Raw genomic sequence first — 15,848 nt, 5'->3', positions numbered from 1 at the left:
GCCTCTTTCCTACCCCGTCCGCCGCCCGCGCCCTTTCCGGAGCCCCGCATGCCGCAGGGAAGCACGCCCGAGATCGTCACCGAGCTGGTTTTGAGCGCGCGCGCCGGCACCGCCGGAAAGGACGGTGGCGAGGGCTTCACCTTCGTGTTCTCGCTGGCGCTCTCCACGCGGCGGCTGGTGTTCCGGCTGGGCACCGAGGGGCCGGTGAGCATCAGGGAGGTGCTGGAAAGCCTGGGCGGCGCCTTTGGCTTTGCGGTGCCGGAGCTGCCGGGGATCGGCTCGTTTCGCCCCTGGGACGCGCTCTACCGGCAGCGGCTGACCCCCGAGCTGGCCTTTTCGCCCAACGCCCCGCGCTTCATCCAGGGCGCCATGAAGATGGAGACGCCGCTGGAGCTCCCCATCCCCGAGATGGAGGTGACGGGGGTCCGCGTGCGCTACCAGCAGGCGGGCGCGGGGCGCCCGGCGCAGTGGGACTTCGGGGTCGACGTCATTCTCTTTGGCCGCGAGCAGACGCTCACCTACCCGTTCGCCGTCCCGCAGCCGAAGCCGCCGCTGATCGACCTGAAGTACTTCGGGCTGGGCCAGCGCGTCTCGCCCCGCCTGCAGGGGGCCACCACCATGGCGGCGGTGATGGAAAAGATGCGCACCGACCTGCGCCAGGAGCCGGGCGACGAGCTGGTGAAGCGGCTGGCGGAGTTCTACCGCCCCGACGCGGGGTGGCTGGCGGGGGTGTGGCTCACCGTCCGCGACCTGGTGGACCTGCAGGTGATCTTCAACGACCCCGTGCTGTACGGGGTCGCGCTGCGGGCGGGGCCCAGGCTGGGCTTTCTGAAGGGGCTCGCCTTCGAGGTGCTGTACCAGCGCATCAGCGACGAGGTGGGGCTGTTCTACATCGACCTCACGCTCCCCGTGGCGCTGCGCGAGGTGTTCATGGGGGCGTGGTCCATCACCCTTCCCTCCATCGCCCTGTGGATCTACACCAACGGCGACTTCAAGGTGAGCCTGGGGTGGCCGCTGGGCGAGCGCTCGTTCACCATCCAGTACCTGTTCCTCATCGGCAGCGGCGGCTTCTACCTGGCAAAGCTGAGCAGCGCCACCGCCCCCGACCTCCCCGCCCCGCCCGAGGGGATGGCGTACGACCCGGTCCTGGCCTTCGGCATCGCCCTGCGCCTGGGCGTGGGGCGCGAGTTCCGCAAGGGAATCCTCACCGCCGTCCTCACCCTTTCCCTCTACGGCGTCTTCGAGGGGCGCGTGGCGTGGCTGCGGCGCAAGACCCCGCGCGAGCTGGGGCTGGCCCTCGACGGCCCCCACGCGGACGTCCCGCTGGCGATCGCGTCTGGCGAAGGACCGGCGGGGACGGGGCTGGCGGCGCCGGGGGCGGGGCCGTCGCTGTTCGACTACTTCTGGTTCCGCGGGACGTTCGGGATCGTGGGCGTCATCCAGGGCGCGGTGGACTTCGCCATCATCAAGGCGTCGGTCACCGTGCGGCTGGAGGCGTCGGTGACGGTGACCTTCGAGACGGGGAAGTCGACCACCATCCGCGTCTCCGCCGGGGTGTCGGTGCAGCTGCGGGTGGAGGTCGCGTCGTTCCACGTCTTCGGAAAGCGGATCAGCATCGGGGTGGACCTGAGCTTTCACGCCGACGTCAGCGAGGAGTTCGTCGTCGACAACGGCGGCGCGCGGATGCTGCTGGAGGCGCGCATGGCGGGCGGGGGATCGCTTCCCTGGACGGCCGTGCGCCTTCCCTGGGCCACCCTGACCCCCGTGCTCCCCCTGCTCTTTGCCCCGCGGATGACGCGCGTGGAGGGCGTTCCCGCCTTCGTGGCCACGCTCACCATCCCCACGACCCCCGTGGCCGGCCAGGAGTGGTCGCCGTTCGAGGCGCTGGCGCGCGCGGTGGCCGAGTGGCAGGCCGAGCTGCAGGCGCGCGCGGACGGGATGAACGGCCCCGGGCGCGCGCAGCGGCTGGACCGCGACCGGCTGGCCCTGTGGGGCGCGCGGCTGGCCCGCCCCCGCTACCTGAACGTGGCCGACCCCGGCAACCCCGACCCGCTGACCTACGAGCGGATCGTCGCGTTCCTGCAAGCCAACTTCGTCCTCGAGATCGACGCGCCGCCCCCGCTGCGGGAGGGCCAGGACCCGCCTCCCGCCGTGGCCGGCGCCGTCTTTCCCATGATCCCCCAGCTGGTGCTGAACGTCACCGGCCAGGCGTCGGGCGAGCCGCGCCGGATCGACTTCGACCGGACGGCGCGGCGCACGCCCGCGTACGTGCGCAACCTGCGCGCGTACTACGACGAGATGCGCACCTCGTTCGACGCCCCCGCCGACCGCCTGCTGGCCCTGGCGGCGGAGGACGAGGGGACGCCGATGGCGCGGCTGGTGTTCGAGGACTACTTCGCCGCGCTGGTCAAGGAGATGCGGGCCGAGCTGGACCGCGTGGCGAGCGAGCGCGGGACGCTGCGGATGGCGGAGGCGCTGGACGAGGTGGACTACGCCGGCGTGGCGGCCCGCGTCTCCCGCTTTCTGCAGGCCGGGCTGCGCCCCCCGGACGAGGAGATCCCCGACAGCCGCGGCGACTGGCCCTCGCTTACCCTGGCCGCCCTCTACGAGCAGACGGGGCAGCAGTTTCCGCTGGAGCTGGGCACCGCCGAGTACGCGCTGCGGATGGAGATCCCCGCCGCCATCGCCGCGTGGGTGCACGCCGGCCCGGCGGGAACGCGCATCGCCGTTCCCGCGGACGACGCGGCGGCCCGCGAGGCGCTGCGGGCCATGGCCGCGCTCCCGCTCGAGGCGCGGGTCACGGAGCGCCGCTGGCTTCCCCCGCTGGCCGCGCGCCCGCTGCGCCTGACGCTGAAGCAGCTGGCCGACTGGACGGCGGACGCCGCCGCGCGCGTGGTGGCGGGCGTTTCCGCCCCCCTGGCCGCCGCCGTGCCGCCGGAGGGCATCGTCCTGGGGGTGGCCGCCGCGCCCTGGGGCGACGACGGCGGCGCGCCGGACCCGGTGGCCTGGGCCCCCGCCGTCCGCGTGGACCTGGCGCTGCACCGCGTGCGCCGCGAGCGGCGCGAGGGCGAGGTGGCACCCGACGGCGCGGCCGACGCATGGGTCCCGCACCTGTACCAGCTGGGCGGCGCGGACGAGCGCAACCGCCGCGTGCTCGAGGGGCTGCTGGCCGCCCCCGGCGCACTGGACCCGGCTTCCATCCACCTCCTGTACCCCGCCGCCGACGGCGCCCCGGGGCTGCGCTCGCGCACCCCGGCGGGCTCCGTGCTGCTGGTGAAGACCAACCTGTCCACCGAGAGCAACCCGGCCGAGACGCGCCTGATGGCCGCGCGGCTGGCGGACGCGGACACCGACCCCGTCCGCGCGCCCCTCGCCGACCGCCGCGCCTTCCTGACGCTGGCCTGGCAGGCCGGCGTGGTGAACTCGGGGGGGTTCTACCTGCACTACGCCGACGCGGACGGGGACGACCTCCCGGACGACCTGTTCGACCGCGGGCCCTCCACCCCGCTCACCCTGCTGGTCACCTTTCCCGCCGCCGCGGACGCGCGGCTCTTTCCCTGGCACAACGCGCTGGTGGTGGACGGCGCCCTGGTGGTCGACGGCGCCCTGGCGGCGGCGGACGGGGACGGAAGCGGGCGCACGCTGTACGTGGAGCCGCGGGGCGCCCGCGAGTGGGACGCCGCGCAGCCCGCGGGAACGCTGGGCTTCGAGGTGAGGCGGGTGAACCCCAACCGCACCCTGGCGCCGCCGCCGTCGCTGGCCGGCGCCCTGGCGGCGGCGGCGGAAGGGACAGATGCGGACGGGGAGGGCGCGGGGCTCACCCGCCGGGCGCTGCTGCGGGCGGCGCACGTGGCCGGGGTGGCGCCGGGAAGCGCGGAGGAACAGGCGCTGCTGGACGCCGCGGGCGACCCCGCCGCGCAGCTGCAGAACCTGTTCAACCTGCTGCAGTTCCGCGTGCGCGGGCGCGGCCGCTTTCGCCAGTCGGTGTGGTCCGTTCCCGTGGGCCCCGGCCAGCCCGACAACGCGCCCGATGCCGCGCGCCGCTTCCGTGCCCTCCGCGCCGCGTCCGTGGAGGGCGGCGAGCCGGCGGAGTGGCTGTACCAGCAGGTCCCCGCCGTCTTCCGCTTCGCCTCCGAGGCGTACCGCCATGCGGACCCCAGCCGCTACGCCGGCGTGGGCGGGCAGGTGTCGCTGGAGTTCCGCGTGCTGGACCTGTTCGGAAACGTCATGGACGAAAGCGACCCCGTGGGCCTTCCCCCCGTGAACGTGCGCTTCCACGACCGGCTGGCGGCCCCCGGCGACTGGCCCGGGGTGGCCCTGGAGTACACCGTGGCCCGCGACGGCGACGCGGCGCGGCTCACCGTGGAGGTGCGCTTTGCGCCCGGCGCCGTGGTCCCCGGCGCGCTGGCGGGCGACGGGCCCGGCGACGCGCAGGTCGACGCGGCCGGCGCCGCGCGGGTGGCCTGGGCGCGCGTGTACGACCAGCTGCGCGACCCGTTCACGGCGGCCGGCGCCTGGTTCAGCGTGGCGCCCGGCGCCGAGCTGGCGGTGGACCCCGCCGCGCTGGCGGCGTTCGCGCGGGGGATCCGCGACTGGCTGGGCGCGCTGCACCCCGGCGACCCGTGGCCCGCGCTCCCCGCCACGGTCCTCGCGCTCTCGTGGACGGTGGCCGGGGCAACCGCCGCGGGCGAGGCGTTCCCGCTGGCGGTGTCGCTGCGGCTGCGGCGCACCGGGATGGTCGATCCCGACGCCGCGGCGAAGAACCCCGCGTCCGCGGCGGTCGAATCCCCCGTCCCCCCCCACCTCCCGCCCCTGGGCCCGGAGGCGGGGGACGAAAAGGAGACGCGGCGGCTGCAGGAGTTCGCGCGCGCCTTCGAGGAGGCGTTCGGCGGGCGGCTGCGGGTGGCCATCGGCGCCGGGACGGGCGCGGCGGGCGGGCACACCGCGACGGAGCAGGCCGGCGGCGAGCTGTGGGCGGTGCGCGTGGGCGGGCCCGGCGGCATCCAGGTCACGCCGGGGGATGCGCGGCACTACTTTGCCCCCGCGCCGCTTTCGCGCCACCTGGCCAGCGGCACCTTTCGCGTGCGCCGCTACGCCGGCGAGGGCGCGTGGACGGGCCAGCCGTCGGACTTTACCGAGGCCGACGCCACCTTTGCGCAGGTGGACCTGGACGCCTGGGCCGGCGACTTCCTGGCCTCGGTGGACGCCTTCCTTTCCCCCGCCCTGGCCGTTCCCGTGGCGCGGCTGGCGCCGGAGCGGTTCACGGAGCTGATGGGATACAAGGAAACCATCGCGCGGGCCGTCGCCGCTTCGGTGGCTCCCGTCTTCGACCCGTCCGACACCCCCGGGGGCGCGGGCGACGTCCCCTCGGCGGTGGAGGCGATGTACCAGCGGCTCCTGGTTCGCCTGGCCGCCGCGTACGAGGTGAACACCATCGTCCAGCTTCCCATGACGGTGCGGGTCCCCGCGCCGGCCCCGGGAAGCGGCGACGAGCCTCGCTACTACGGCGCGGTGGACGCCGCGCGCGACGCGCTGGACGGCTCCGACGCGCAGTTCTCGGTGGGGCGGCTGAGCCTGCGGTCGCCCGGGCCGGGCGGCGAGGGCGGCTTCGTGCAGCCGCTCACCTTCCTGTTCACCGCCGCACGGCCCACCGAAAAGCGCAGCTTCAAGGGGCAGCTGCGGTGGACCGTGGGCTACCTGGAGCGGCGGCGGCGGGCGGAGGAAGCGGCGGGGGAGCGGCGCTACCACCCCTCCAGCTGGCTGCGCTTCGTGCGCACCGACCCGCCGGCGGCGCTGGCGGTGGACCTGGGCACCTTCGAGGTCCCCGTCCCCATCCGCCGCTTTCCCCAGCCCCCCGAGATGGTGCGCCAGACGGCGGAGGCCGGCTACGATCCACCGGCGACGCTGGCCGAGGCGCTGCGCTGGACGTACGCGCTGGAGCTGCAGCAGCGCGACGTGGCGCAGGACCGCCTGGTGGTGGACGCCGACTACAACGTCGACGCGCCGCCCGGGGCCGAGCCGGCACGGGCGGACGCCCGGGGAGAGCGGCCGCCCCCCGGCAGCCTGTTCGAGGCGCTGGCCCGCTTTACCGCCGAGTCCCCGGCGCTGTGGGCGCGCGCCGGCGCCGTGGCCGCCGCCGCGGACGGCGACGAGGCGGTGCGCGCGGAGGCGCTGGCCGTCATCGACCGCTTTGCCGCCCTGGTGCAGGGCGCCGCCGGCACCTGGGGGCCGCACTTTACCACCCAGGACGACCTGCGGCCCATCACCGACAGCTACTGGCTCGAGGAGGATGACAACGACGACGCGGTCCTGTCCGTCCGCCGCCTTCCCGGCGTGGACGGGCTTCCCGTGTGGCCGGAGATCCGGGGGTACGCGCCGGAGGACGTGGAGCCGCAGGCCGAGGTGCGGCCCTACCGCCGCCTTCCGGTGGCGCGCCTGGGCGGCGGCTTCGACGCGCCCGAGGTCACGCGGGCGCTGCGCTTTCCCGGGCTGCGGCTGGCGGAGCGCCAGAACGCGCGCGGCGGCGCCCGGGTGGTGCGCAACGCCGGCCTGGGACAGTGGAAGACCAACGAGGCGTTCGTCTACGAGACCGCCACCGTGCGCTTCGGCAACGCCGTGACGCCGCTGGTGGCCGCCTCCGGGCTGTCGCTGGACGACCTGCCCGGCGACACGCTGGCGTCCCGGCTGGCCTCGTTCTTCCGCGCCGTCTTCGAGCCCGCCTCCGGGCCGCAAATGGCCGCGCTCCTGGGGGTGCCCGCGGGGGAGCGGCTCATCCGCCTGGAGGTGGGATACAGCTTCGCGCTGGCGTCGCCCGGCGACGACGCGCCGCTGGTGGTGCGGCTGCCGCTGCTGCTGGTGGACGACTACCGCTTCCAGGTGGAGGCCGACTGGAACCCGGCGGTGGAGAAGACCTTTGCGCGGCAGCTGCTGGAGGCGCTCTCCGCGTGGCACGGGCGCGAGCAGCCGGCCGGCGAGGGGGCGGCGCTCACCTTTGGGCTGGTGGTGTTCTCCAACTTCAGCGAGGTCAAGCTCCCGCTCCTGCGCCTGGACGCCCTCACCCTCTCCGCCTCCCCCGACCCCGCCTGGTGGGCCGTCCCGGCGGGGTGATGGCGATCCGGCGCCTCCGGACGAAAAGCGGGTCTTCGCGGGTGCACCCGTGAAGACCCGCGTCACGTCGGCAAAGTCCGTATCCAGTTGCGGGGCCGGCATGTGAAGCTGGCCCTCCAGCATTTGACCGTCGCCACGCGACAAAAACAAAGCCCCCACAACGCAGAACGTTGCGGGGCCTTCATCTAGGGAGTGGGCTTGGGCCGATTCGAACGGTTGACCTCACGCTTATCAGGCGGCTCCCGAGGGGAGCGGAACACCGCAGCCTGTCACAAAAACCCAGACAGGACGCGCGATCTGCCGACGTTCCGTTCCCCCGCTGCCGGACTCTGCCCGGCAGCTTGAACACCTGCACCTCTTCAGGATGACGACGGCAGTAGATGATTTCAGTACGGAGACCCACAGGAGCTTCCCAAGCACGGCAGAACATTGAGCTTTGCCTTGCGGGCAGGTACTGAACACTCCTCAGGTTAGAATCGGCTCAATATAGGGCGAGGACAACCCTTGGATGTTGAGGAACCGTTTCATCCTCGGTGAAACTCGCTCACCACGAGGGTCTGGCGGCGTTGCCCCTAATAAGAATACACGTACACCGTGAATCCCACCGATCTCACCTAAGCGACAATACAGTACGCGGTGACCGCGCACGCTTAGCTCCGCCCGCAGGGCGGCGACAAGGTCAGCAACGTGTGCGTTTGTTCTCTCGGTACGAACAGATCGGGCCTGACGGGACGAGGTACGGAAATGCGCCAGTTGTGGACCCCACAAGGGGTCAGCCCAAGTTAGGTGGGGGCTACGTAGTGGATTCGCTGGCATAACGAAGTCGAGAAGATGAGTGTCAACCCACCTGCAGAGGTCCGACCGCACTTGGACAACTTCGCAGATGGCGCGGGTGACAGCTTCAGATATGGACAAGGCTGCGCCGGAGCCGTGGGCAAATGCAGGCACTCGTCCCGAGGCGTCTTCTAGGAACGCGTGAACGATGGGAATGGGCCAGTCAAGTGAGATGTCTTGGAGGTGAAGCCGAAGTCCTTGACGCTCAAGGTTAATGGCGAGTTCTCCAACCCGAGGATCGAGACGCTGTACATCCCTCAGGCTAATGGTGGGCGTACGCATCTTACATCGCATGACAATCCAATATGCGTCTCGCTCAATAATCTCCAGAAGGCCATTCAATACGGCTTCATCAACAGAACGTCCGGCTGCCAACCCGGTCGTGTTTCGGTATGCCACCACAGCAACGCGAGAACCGCCAATGTGGCTCGTAAAGACCAACTCTGCCGGGACGAATAACGGCTCACAGCCTTCCGAACACCATTCGTACGCATCTACCCAGTCAGTTACAATCAGAGGGTGGAGACAATCGCGAGGCCCGAAGTCGAACGCGTTGATCTCCTCATCTGGTATTCCGAGTTCTCGAAAGCAAGCCGACCGGATCCCGACCTGTGCACTCGGGAAGCTCCCCAAGATTCGTTCAACAGCTTCGCCAACCGCTGAAGCAATGCTCCGCTCGTGAGTGAGACCTTTACCCTCCGCAATCACTTGCGCGGGGAGCAACTTCTCGCGAACCTCGTAAACGGGAATAGGAGGTGTCCATCGGAGCGAAGGCGCGTCTCCAGAGGGTTCTCGCAACGCGATCTCGTAGCCCATTCGGGCAAGCTCTTCCCGAGCGCGATAAATACCCTCAGAGGATGTCGGTTCAGCGCCGAGTTCACCATGAACGAACTGGAGATAGTTGAAAACAACGGGGGGTAGGCAGGAGATTGGTGGACCCGCAGTAGCGCACCTACCCTCAACCGATTGAAACTGACGAAGTGCCTCCATGGCGGCGACCACGGCTTCGCGAGAAAACGCTGAAGTGCTTCGCTGCGCGATCAGGCAGGACAAAGTAGCGGCGACCTCGCGTAATGCCTCGAGGTCACCGCGGATGTTCACCAAGTGGTGTCCGTTATCTGTCACGAGCACAAGCCCGAGACCCGGAACCAAGAAGAAGTACGGATTCACAGGCCAGCGCTCGTCTGTTACAGGTGGCAGTAGTGGCCCTTGGCCTGCCCCGCCACAATGCAACCTACCGTCTCGGGTCTGAGTGCCCGTCGCTGTCCTTGACCCAGGTAAACCAACGTAGTACTCGCGCTAAGTGAGCCGTCCTCCTCGTTGCGGCGCGCCGCTGTGTGATCGCCGAAGATCTCGCCCCGCGGATTTATCGTCTTCATCTCACCCTCCCCGTAGACGTTGCGAAGTACGTCCGAAACAGCAACCGCGCCCCTCCCCATCTAAAGTTCCAGCGCTGGTCGCCTACTCGTCTGAGTCAGCAGTGTGGCCCCCCAGAAGATAATCCCGGCAACCACAAACCCAGTCAGGAATGCCCACTCCGCTCCAGTAATGTAGGCGACCCCGCTTCCGCCGATCCACCCCAACCAAGCAGGGGCCGGATTATCACTATCGCCGATTAATCCACGCCTACGTAACCAGTACCCGCCAAGCACAACCGCTCCCAGAGCCGGGGCCGTGACATTTAGTACGCCTAAGAACATAAAGAGTTTCGGCATCTCATGCGGCCTGAACATCGCGAGACCTGCCGCAAGACCTGTGCAGAGGACAACGGCGGCGCGTCGACTAATCCCCAGAACTGGAGCTGCGTTCAGTGACGCTGAGTACATGTTTCCATCATTGGTGGTCCAAATATTGGCGAGCGCAAATACTAGCCCCGGAACAACTAGGCCAAGCGTCATCAGGATCACCGCAGGATCCGCCTGTTTCGCAAATGCGGCGCCGGCTGCCCCGACCAAGTGGTTGAAACTATTTCCCAACAAAATTCCAAAAAAACCGATCGCGATGGCAGCCCAATGCGAGCGGTTGAAGCGGGTGAGATCCGGAACGCAGGTAAGCGCGCCCATGATCCATGATCCCACCACCAAGGCCGTTGCCTGCCCAAGGCTCAGTTGGACGGAACCAAAACCGAAATCAGCATTCGTACTCGTCATCACACGCACAATCGCGTAGGTTCCGATGCCTATCATCACAGGCACGGCGACGTAGCTAACGTATCGTAAGCCTTTGAATCCAATGAATGTGGAGGACGCAAACAGGATGGCGGATCCCACAATAAATAGACGCGTTGCGATGGAACCGGCGCCTGCGGCGCTCGCCAACAAGCTTCCGAAGATCGCTGCCTCGACAGCATACCATCCGATCAAGACCAAGGGCACGTATAAACAGGCGACGCGCCACGTGCCCTGAGGAAAGGCTTCCTTTGTCAGGATGACAAACGACTTACCAGACGTTACACCTGTGTACCCAGCGAATGCCGCAAACACGCCTGCGATGGCATTCCCGATGAGCACCGCGGCGATTAGGTCACCCTTCGAAAGCTGCGATGCGAGACCTCCCCCTACGGTCATCTGCCCGGCAACTACAATGAAACCGAGAAAAACCGAGAATACTGCCCAAGCCGGCTTTCGATCCGTAGACGGGACGCTTGTGTACAGATAGTCTGGATCCTCGTGCACAGCTTCCTTGGGGGATAGCCAGGTCATTGGTAAACTCCTAGGGCCGAGAGGTCACAACGGATGAGTGATTCGTGAAACCCAGAGTCTGAGCTTGGGGGCCCCACTTATTGTGATCCGCAAGTATCTGCTGAATCGCAGCAAAATCCTCCAGGAAACCAGAGTGTTGCTCAGTTGGAATGATTGAGCCACCGCCACCCGGTTCACTGCCGCAAAGCAGACTATTGAGTTCGTGAAGCAAGTGGAGTTGCAGATTCTGCCTCCATGCGATGCCACATTCATCCAATTCCGCCTTTAGTCGTCTACCTTCTATATCCAGATTGTCGTAATTCTCTGTTAAGATGTCCCAAAGACGGTGAACCCATGGCCAAAGATCCTGTAAAGTCTGACACAGCTGAGCACGTCGTACGCCCTTCTTTGCGAAAAAATAAACATTAGTGGAGCGTCCCGAGGAGGATGTCGGGACATCAAATCCTTGTTCAAAGATGGGAATATCTTCATCGGGTACCTGAAGCTTCAGTGGGACACGCGCCCGAAAATGGCGTCGAAGATACGCAACATCATTGTTGCCGCCGAATAGCACATCTGCTTTCCCATCCAGAATTGCGAGAATGCCTTCACCGCCCGCATCATCATGACACTTAATGTCGGCCAAACTCAGATTAAACCTCTTCAGGAACTCGTCCAATGCGCGCTCCATATCTGTCCCTTGGGGATAGTATACGGATGCGCCTCTAAATAACGCTTTGACAGCTTCGCGCTGCAGCCACGTTTTGATCTCATTCTCGGAAATTTCGCCATCCGCGCAGATGATTCCAAGTTGACCTCGTACGTCAGCCTCTACATCTTGGTTTGCTAACACCCCGGACAAATGGCTCTGAGCAATCACAACCTCATATCCATGATACTTAAACAATGGGTCAGCATGAGACGGATTCTCACGCTCAAGGGAGCGGTTATGAAAAGCAACCTCGATATCATTCTTCTGAAGTGCCGATGCAACTGCCCGCCACGGAATCGGTTCCAAGTCAAGCGTATTACCCGTCGCTTGCTGAAACAGAATGCGCAGAAGTACCTGCCACACACATTCAGCGTACGGGCTTGCATTCATCCGGCATTTCGGCTGGATGTGTGAAAACGTCGTCGATTGTGTCAGAGCATTCTTGATCTTCTTCCATGCCTCGGGAGAAGCCTCAGTAAGCTCTTTATCGGCTGCGGAAGGCCGGGACCGGGACACTGACCTCCAGTAGAGTCGATCGAGATGCAGAGCTGGAGACGCCGGTACATCGAGGGCTCGGTTATAAGCCCTAAGCACTTCTTCGCGTAGATGAGCGCGTAACGTACTGTCTGTTTGACCAATAACTTGCGCTTGGACCGCTTGACTCAATCCAGTAAATTCCGGGTATTGTGCGTTACGGATCTGCTCGTGTTCACGTTCGAGGGCGACCGATAGCAATTCCGACCATGCTTCCAGTCTGCTGGCACGCGACTCACCATCTCCGCACACCGCAAACGTATAGGCCGGCAAAACCGCCGCATACGCTCCAATGCTACTTTCCGCTGCTATCTTGGCAGCTGATTGCATGGCTTCGACCAGAGCGTTCGGCCACGAGTGTGTCCGAGGTCCAGCCTCTGCATGCGACACTCGAGCTGCAAGTGGATCAGGACGCTCCAGCACGAGAGCAAAGAAATCAGCCCGCGCTGCGTCAAGAAACGAATGTTGCTTTTCGAAGGATGCGCGAGAGAGTCCGAAAAGGATGTCACGGAACTCAGTGGCGACGGAACGTTCCAACCCTGGCCAGAGCACGCCAAGGTGAGGGTTCTCCGGGAAGTTCGAGACGTCTCCTGCAATCTTTAGAACCCGCTCCTTCTCGCGAAATGGTAACCGCTTGTAAACCCGGTGAAAGGCCTCATAAAGCGGTGCAACATAGTAGTCGCCCAGAGTCTCGCTCGACTGGCTCCGGTCTGGACGCAATGCCGCAAGAGAAATCGGCATCAGCTTCCACCAGGCTTCGAGTCGCTCTCTCGATCTTTCGCCAACGTCGCTGCACACGCGGATTATGGCGCGGAAGCGTTCTGGGCTGGGGATGGTCTCACCAGACCTCCACTGGCTGACCGCAGCCGGTGAAACCCCAAGCATCTCCGCCCACTGGCTCGGAGAAAGCCCGGTGCTCTCCATAAGGGCGAGCAACTCGGCTGTGAACCGACCTTCGTTATTATTAGACATTGATCACCGGGCGGCGTTCGTCTAAATCTTCATACTCCCAATGCATACGAAATTTGCCTGTGGTTCTCGCCGACGGGTTATCCATTGCTCCATCGGCCGCGGGATCGAACGGATGTGCCTCGGTGCCTGGCCCCGCGCGATCTCCAAAGATGCGGTGGAGAACCTTCTGGGCGGTCAAATAGGCCAATGTCGCACGCCCGGGAAACGCCGCGTAGAGCCCATCAGGAAGCTCAGGGGGTCCTTTCTCCCAGATTTCCTCCATAGGGCATGGCTTCTTGGGTCGGACGCCAGTTACCGTTTGCTCTATGCGGCCCACTTTATAAGCTGCCGTAACCGTATACGCGCCCGGGTTAGTATGCATTTCCGTTCGTAGCAATTCGGGAAGTCCGCCCAATGTCTCATCAATATCAGCGCCTTCGCCAAATCGCGCATTGACATCGGGAACCTCCGAACAGATTCGCGCACCCACGACGTTGCACGTCCGCTCGGGCGATGGGGTCTGATGAGAGAGGATGGTTAGCCCTTTTGCACCCATGTAGTGGTGAAACAAGCCATTTGGGTAGATCCACGGGTCACCGCGAACACAGAGGAGCGGCGTACCAAAAACTCGGAGTTCGTGCGTCACGTTCAAAGCAGACAACATTTCTGGGAGCCGGATACCAGTTGCGAGGAAGGTATTAGCCGGCCGTATCTGCTCCCTGCGATTGTCACCTACCGGAACGGAAATGCGGTATCCTCTTTCGTTCCCCTCATCGACTTCCAAGATGACTGGCCGGCGATCTTCATGAATCTGCAGAAGACCGCTAGTGTCGCCCGCCCGCTCTTGGCATTGGCTGAGCACTTGGGGCTCCGGGAAACGGATCTCTCCCCACACCTCATAGCATTTGTCCGCACCCGCGAAAGGTCCTGCATTTCGACGAGCACGTTCAGGAGTCATCAGGTTGAACTCCGCATTCAGGAGACGCGCATTCCGAAGAAACGAGTCCTCCTTCTCGGGTGAAACTCGGAAAATGCCTGGCGGCTCATTCTCATTTGAGAGACCGAATGCCTCCATCATCCGCCTCCCCCCCTCCTTAAGAAGCAAGCTGAGAGGGGATGGTAAATCGGGAGCCGCTGCATCCTTAAAAAGTTCAGCGTAAGCCAACCCAGTGTGCAGCCACGCGATGTTCCGCAACGTATCCGCCTCAGGTCGTGGAGAATCGGGCAAGCGCCAAAGTTCTACGCGCCAGCCCCGCTCCGCTGCGAGAAACGCTGCGCTCAACCCCAGAATCCCACCACCCACAACAAGCAAATCGGGCTCGCGCATCTCAGTACTCACTGTAAGGGAGGAAGGGAATTAAGTCAAGCTTTGTCCGCTTAACCCATCATCGCGGGGGCGTCGTGGCCCGTTACCTGCCACCAAATTCCGTCACAGTATAGCTTACTGACGGCGCACGCTACAAGCTATTTTTTTGATGATGCGCAACCCAGCCGAGCGGTGTTTAGGACACCGGAGTTTGACTTGGTGCTCTGCGGATCCCTCGAGACCGACTTCGATGAAGCAACTGGTCCCTCACGACTCGCGCATCACAGCCCTCGGTGGACCAAGCCCCCCATGCACACGCGCTGGCAGTTCTCGGATCGCCGAATGTTTTCATCGGGCGTTTCATTGGAGTCGTGGTATCAGCAGGAACACCCGGAGCCAGCAACACTGGGATACGCCCAAATTCGCTCGCTGCGCTCGAAGGACACCGCACGACCACCGCAGCATGCCGTCCCGCCGTACCGTCACGAAGCCGACCGTCTGGACCCCCGAGGAGTGGCGCCACATCGAAGAAGCCGCGGCCGCCTGCGGCGTCCGCCCGCTGCGCTACGTGCGCTAAGCCGCGCTCGCGGCCAAGTTGCCGCCGTGCACCCGCCGCCGCGGCGCTCGCGCGCTGCGCCATGAACTCGCGGAGGTGCTCGACACCCTCCACCAGCTTCTCCAACGCGCGCAGGTCGCCGGCGTCCCCAGCACCGCGGCGGCGCTCGAAAGCACCATCCGCATCACCAGCGAGGCGACCGAGGCCGCCGCCACGCGACGCGGCAGTGCGGAGCCGCTGATCATCGCGGTACGGGAGGCAGGCCGCGTTCTCGACGCACTCGCGCACCAGGCACGCACCGCTCACACGCTTCCGGCGCAAGAGCGGCTGGGCGCCGCTCTCGTCCGCCATCCAGATCGCCGCGTTGGACGCCGCTTGCATCACGCTCGGCAGAGTCGGAACGGCCGTCTGCTGCATCGCCTGCCGACGGACCATCAGGAAGGCAACCGTCTGGACCCCGGACGAGTGACATCACACATCGAGAAGGTGACGCGCGCCCATAGCATGGGCCGCGCTCGCCGCCAAACTGCCGCCGCACACCCACCGCCGACGCGTGCACGCGCTCGTGCGCGAGTTCAACTGGGGTGCTCAACACCCTAATCAGCTCCTCCACCTCGCTGAGGACGACGGCGCTTCTGCCGTTGAGGCCTCGCTCGAAAGCACCCTCCGCATCACTCAGGACGCTGCCAAAACCGCCGCCGCACAGCGCAGCAACGCAGAGTCGCTGGTGATCGCGGTGTGAGAGACGGGGGCGAGTCCTCAACGAGCTCACGCATTTGTCACACGTCGCTGAAGCGCTTCCGGAGGACGCACCTGGCCCACCACTGAATTCCTAACGCAACAAGCCCCCGAAGCGCGTAAGCGTCTCGGGGGCTTGAAGTCAGGGCAGTGGGCCTGGGCCGATTCGAACGGCCGACCTCACGCTTATCAGGCGTGCGCTCTAACCAACTGAGCTACAGGCCCTTCAACCAGTGTGTCGGAGATGTCTGTGTGGTTCGACCTGTGAGGACTTTCTGCCCGAGGGCTTACTCGTCGCTCCAGAAAGGAGGTGATCCAGCCGCAGGTTCCCCTACGGCTACCTTGTTACGACTTCGCCCCAGTCACCGAGCTCGCCTTCGGCCGCTCCGTCCCTTGCGGGTTCGGTCACGGACTTCGGGCACTCCCGGC

6 protein-coding genes, 1 tRNA gene and 1 rRNA gene are annotated in these 15,848 nt (G+C 65.7%); 2 read left to right on the top strand and 6 right to left on the bottom strand.

What is annotated here, in order from left to right; all coding sequences use genetic code 11:
* Positions 1-48: 48 nt before the first annotated feature.
* The gene (locus VGC13_RS22490) at positions 49-7,107 is read left to right on the top strand and encodes a hypothetical protein (RefSeq protein ID WP_331127542.1); all 7,059 of its coding nucleotides are present in this window, start codon (positions 49-51) and stop codon (positions 7,105-7,107) included.
* A gap of 465 nt (positions 7,108-7,572) precedes the next feature.
* Here VGC13_RS22490 and VGC13_RS33710 read toward each other — a convergent pair whose 3' ends face one another.
* From VGC13_RS33710 to VGC13_RS22475, 4 genes are all read right to left on the bottom strand, one after another.
* On the bottom strand, positions 7,573-8,757 hold the full coding sequence (locus VGC13_RS33710) for a YcaO-like family protein (protein WP_414683011.1): 1,185 nt from the start codon (positions 8,755-8,757) through the stop codon (positions 7,573-7,575).
* Between the two features lie 623 nt (positions 8,758-9,380).
* Positions 9,381-10,643, bottom strand: a complete 1,263-nt coding sequence (locus tag VGC13_RS22485; protein ID WP_331127541.1) for a cytosine permease — start codon at positions 10,641-10,643, stop codon at positions 9,381-9,383.
* A gap of 10 nt (positions 10,644-10,653) precedes the next feature.
* Positions 10,654-12,840, bottom strand: coding sequence for a helix-turn-helix transcriptional regulator (locus VGC13_RS22480; protein ID WP_331127540.1), 2,187 nt, complete (start codon positions 12,838-12,840; stop codon positions 10,654-10,656).
* Positions 12,833-14,146: an FAD-dependent oxidoreductase gene (locus tag VGC13_RS22475; RefSeq protein ID WP_331127539.1), complete on the bottom strand. Its 1,314-nt coding sequence runs from the start codon at positions 14,144-14,146 to the stop codon at positions 12,833-12,835. The genes VGC13_RS22480 and VGC13_RS22475 overlap by 8 nt, the downstream gene beginning before the upstream one ends.
* Before the next feature lie 1,088 nt (positions 14,147-15,234).
* Here VGC13_RS22475 and VGC13_RS22470 point away from each other — a divergent pair.
* Positions 15,235-15,423 carry a hypothetical protein gene (locus VGC13_RS22470; RefSeq protein ID WP_331127538.1) on the top strand — a complete coding sequence of 63 codons (189 nt, stop codon included), beginning with the start codon at positions 15,235-15,237 and terminating at the stop codon, positions 15,421-15,423.
* 147 nt (positions 15,424-15,570) lie between these two features.
* Here VGC13_RS22470 and VGC13_RS22465 read toward each other — a convergent pair.
* A tRNA-Ile gene (locus VGC13_RS22465) sits at positions 15,571-15,644 on the bottom strand.
* 78 nt (positions 15,645-15,722) lie between these two features.
* A 16S ribosomal RNA gene (locus VGC13_RS22460) occupies positions 15,723-15,848 on the bottom strand; the annotation flags it as partial.

This window comes from Longimicrobium sp., from assembly GCF_036399255.1.
Lineage (GTDB): Bacteria > Gemmatimonadota > Gemmatimonadetes > Longimicrobiales > Longimicrobiaceae > Longimicrobium.
This window is presented reverse-complemented; position numbering and strand designations above follow the sequence as displayed.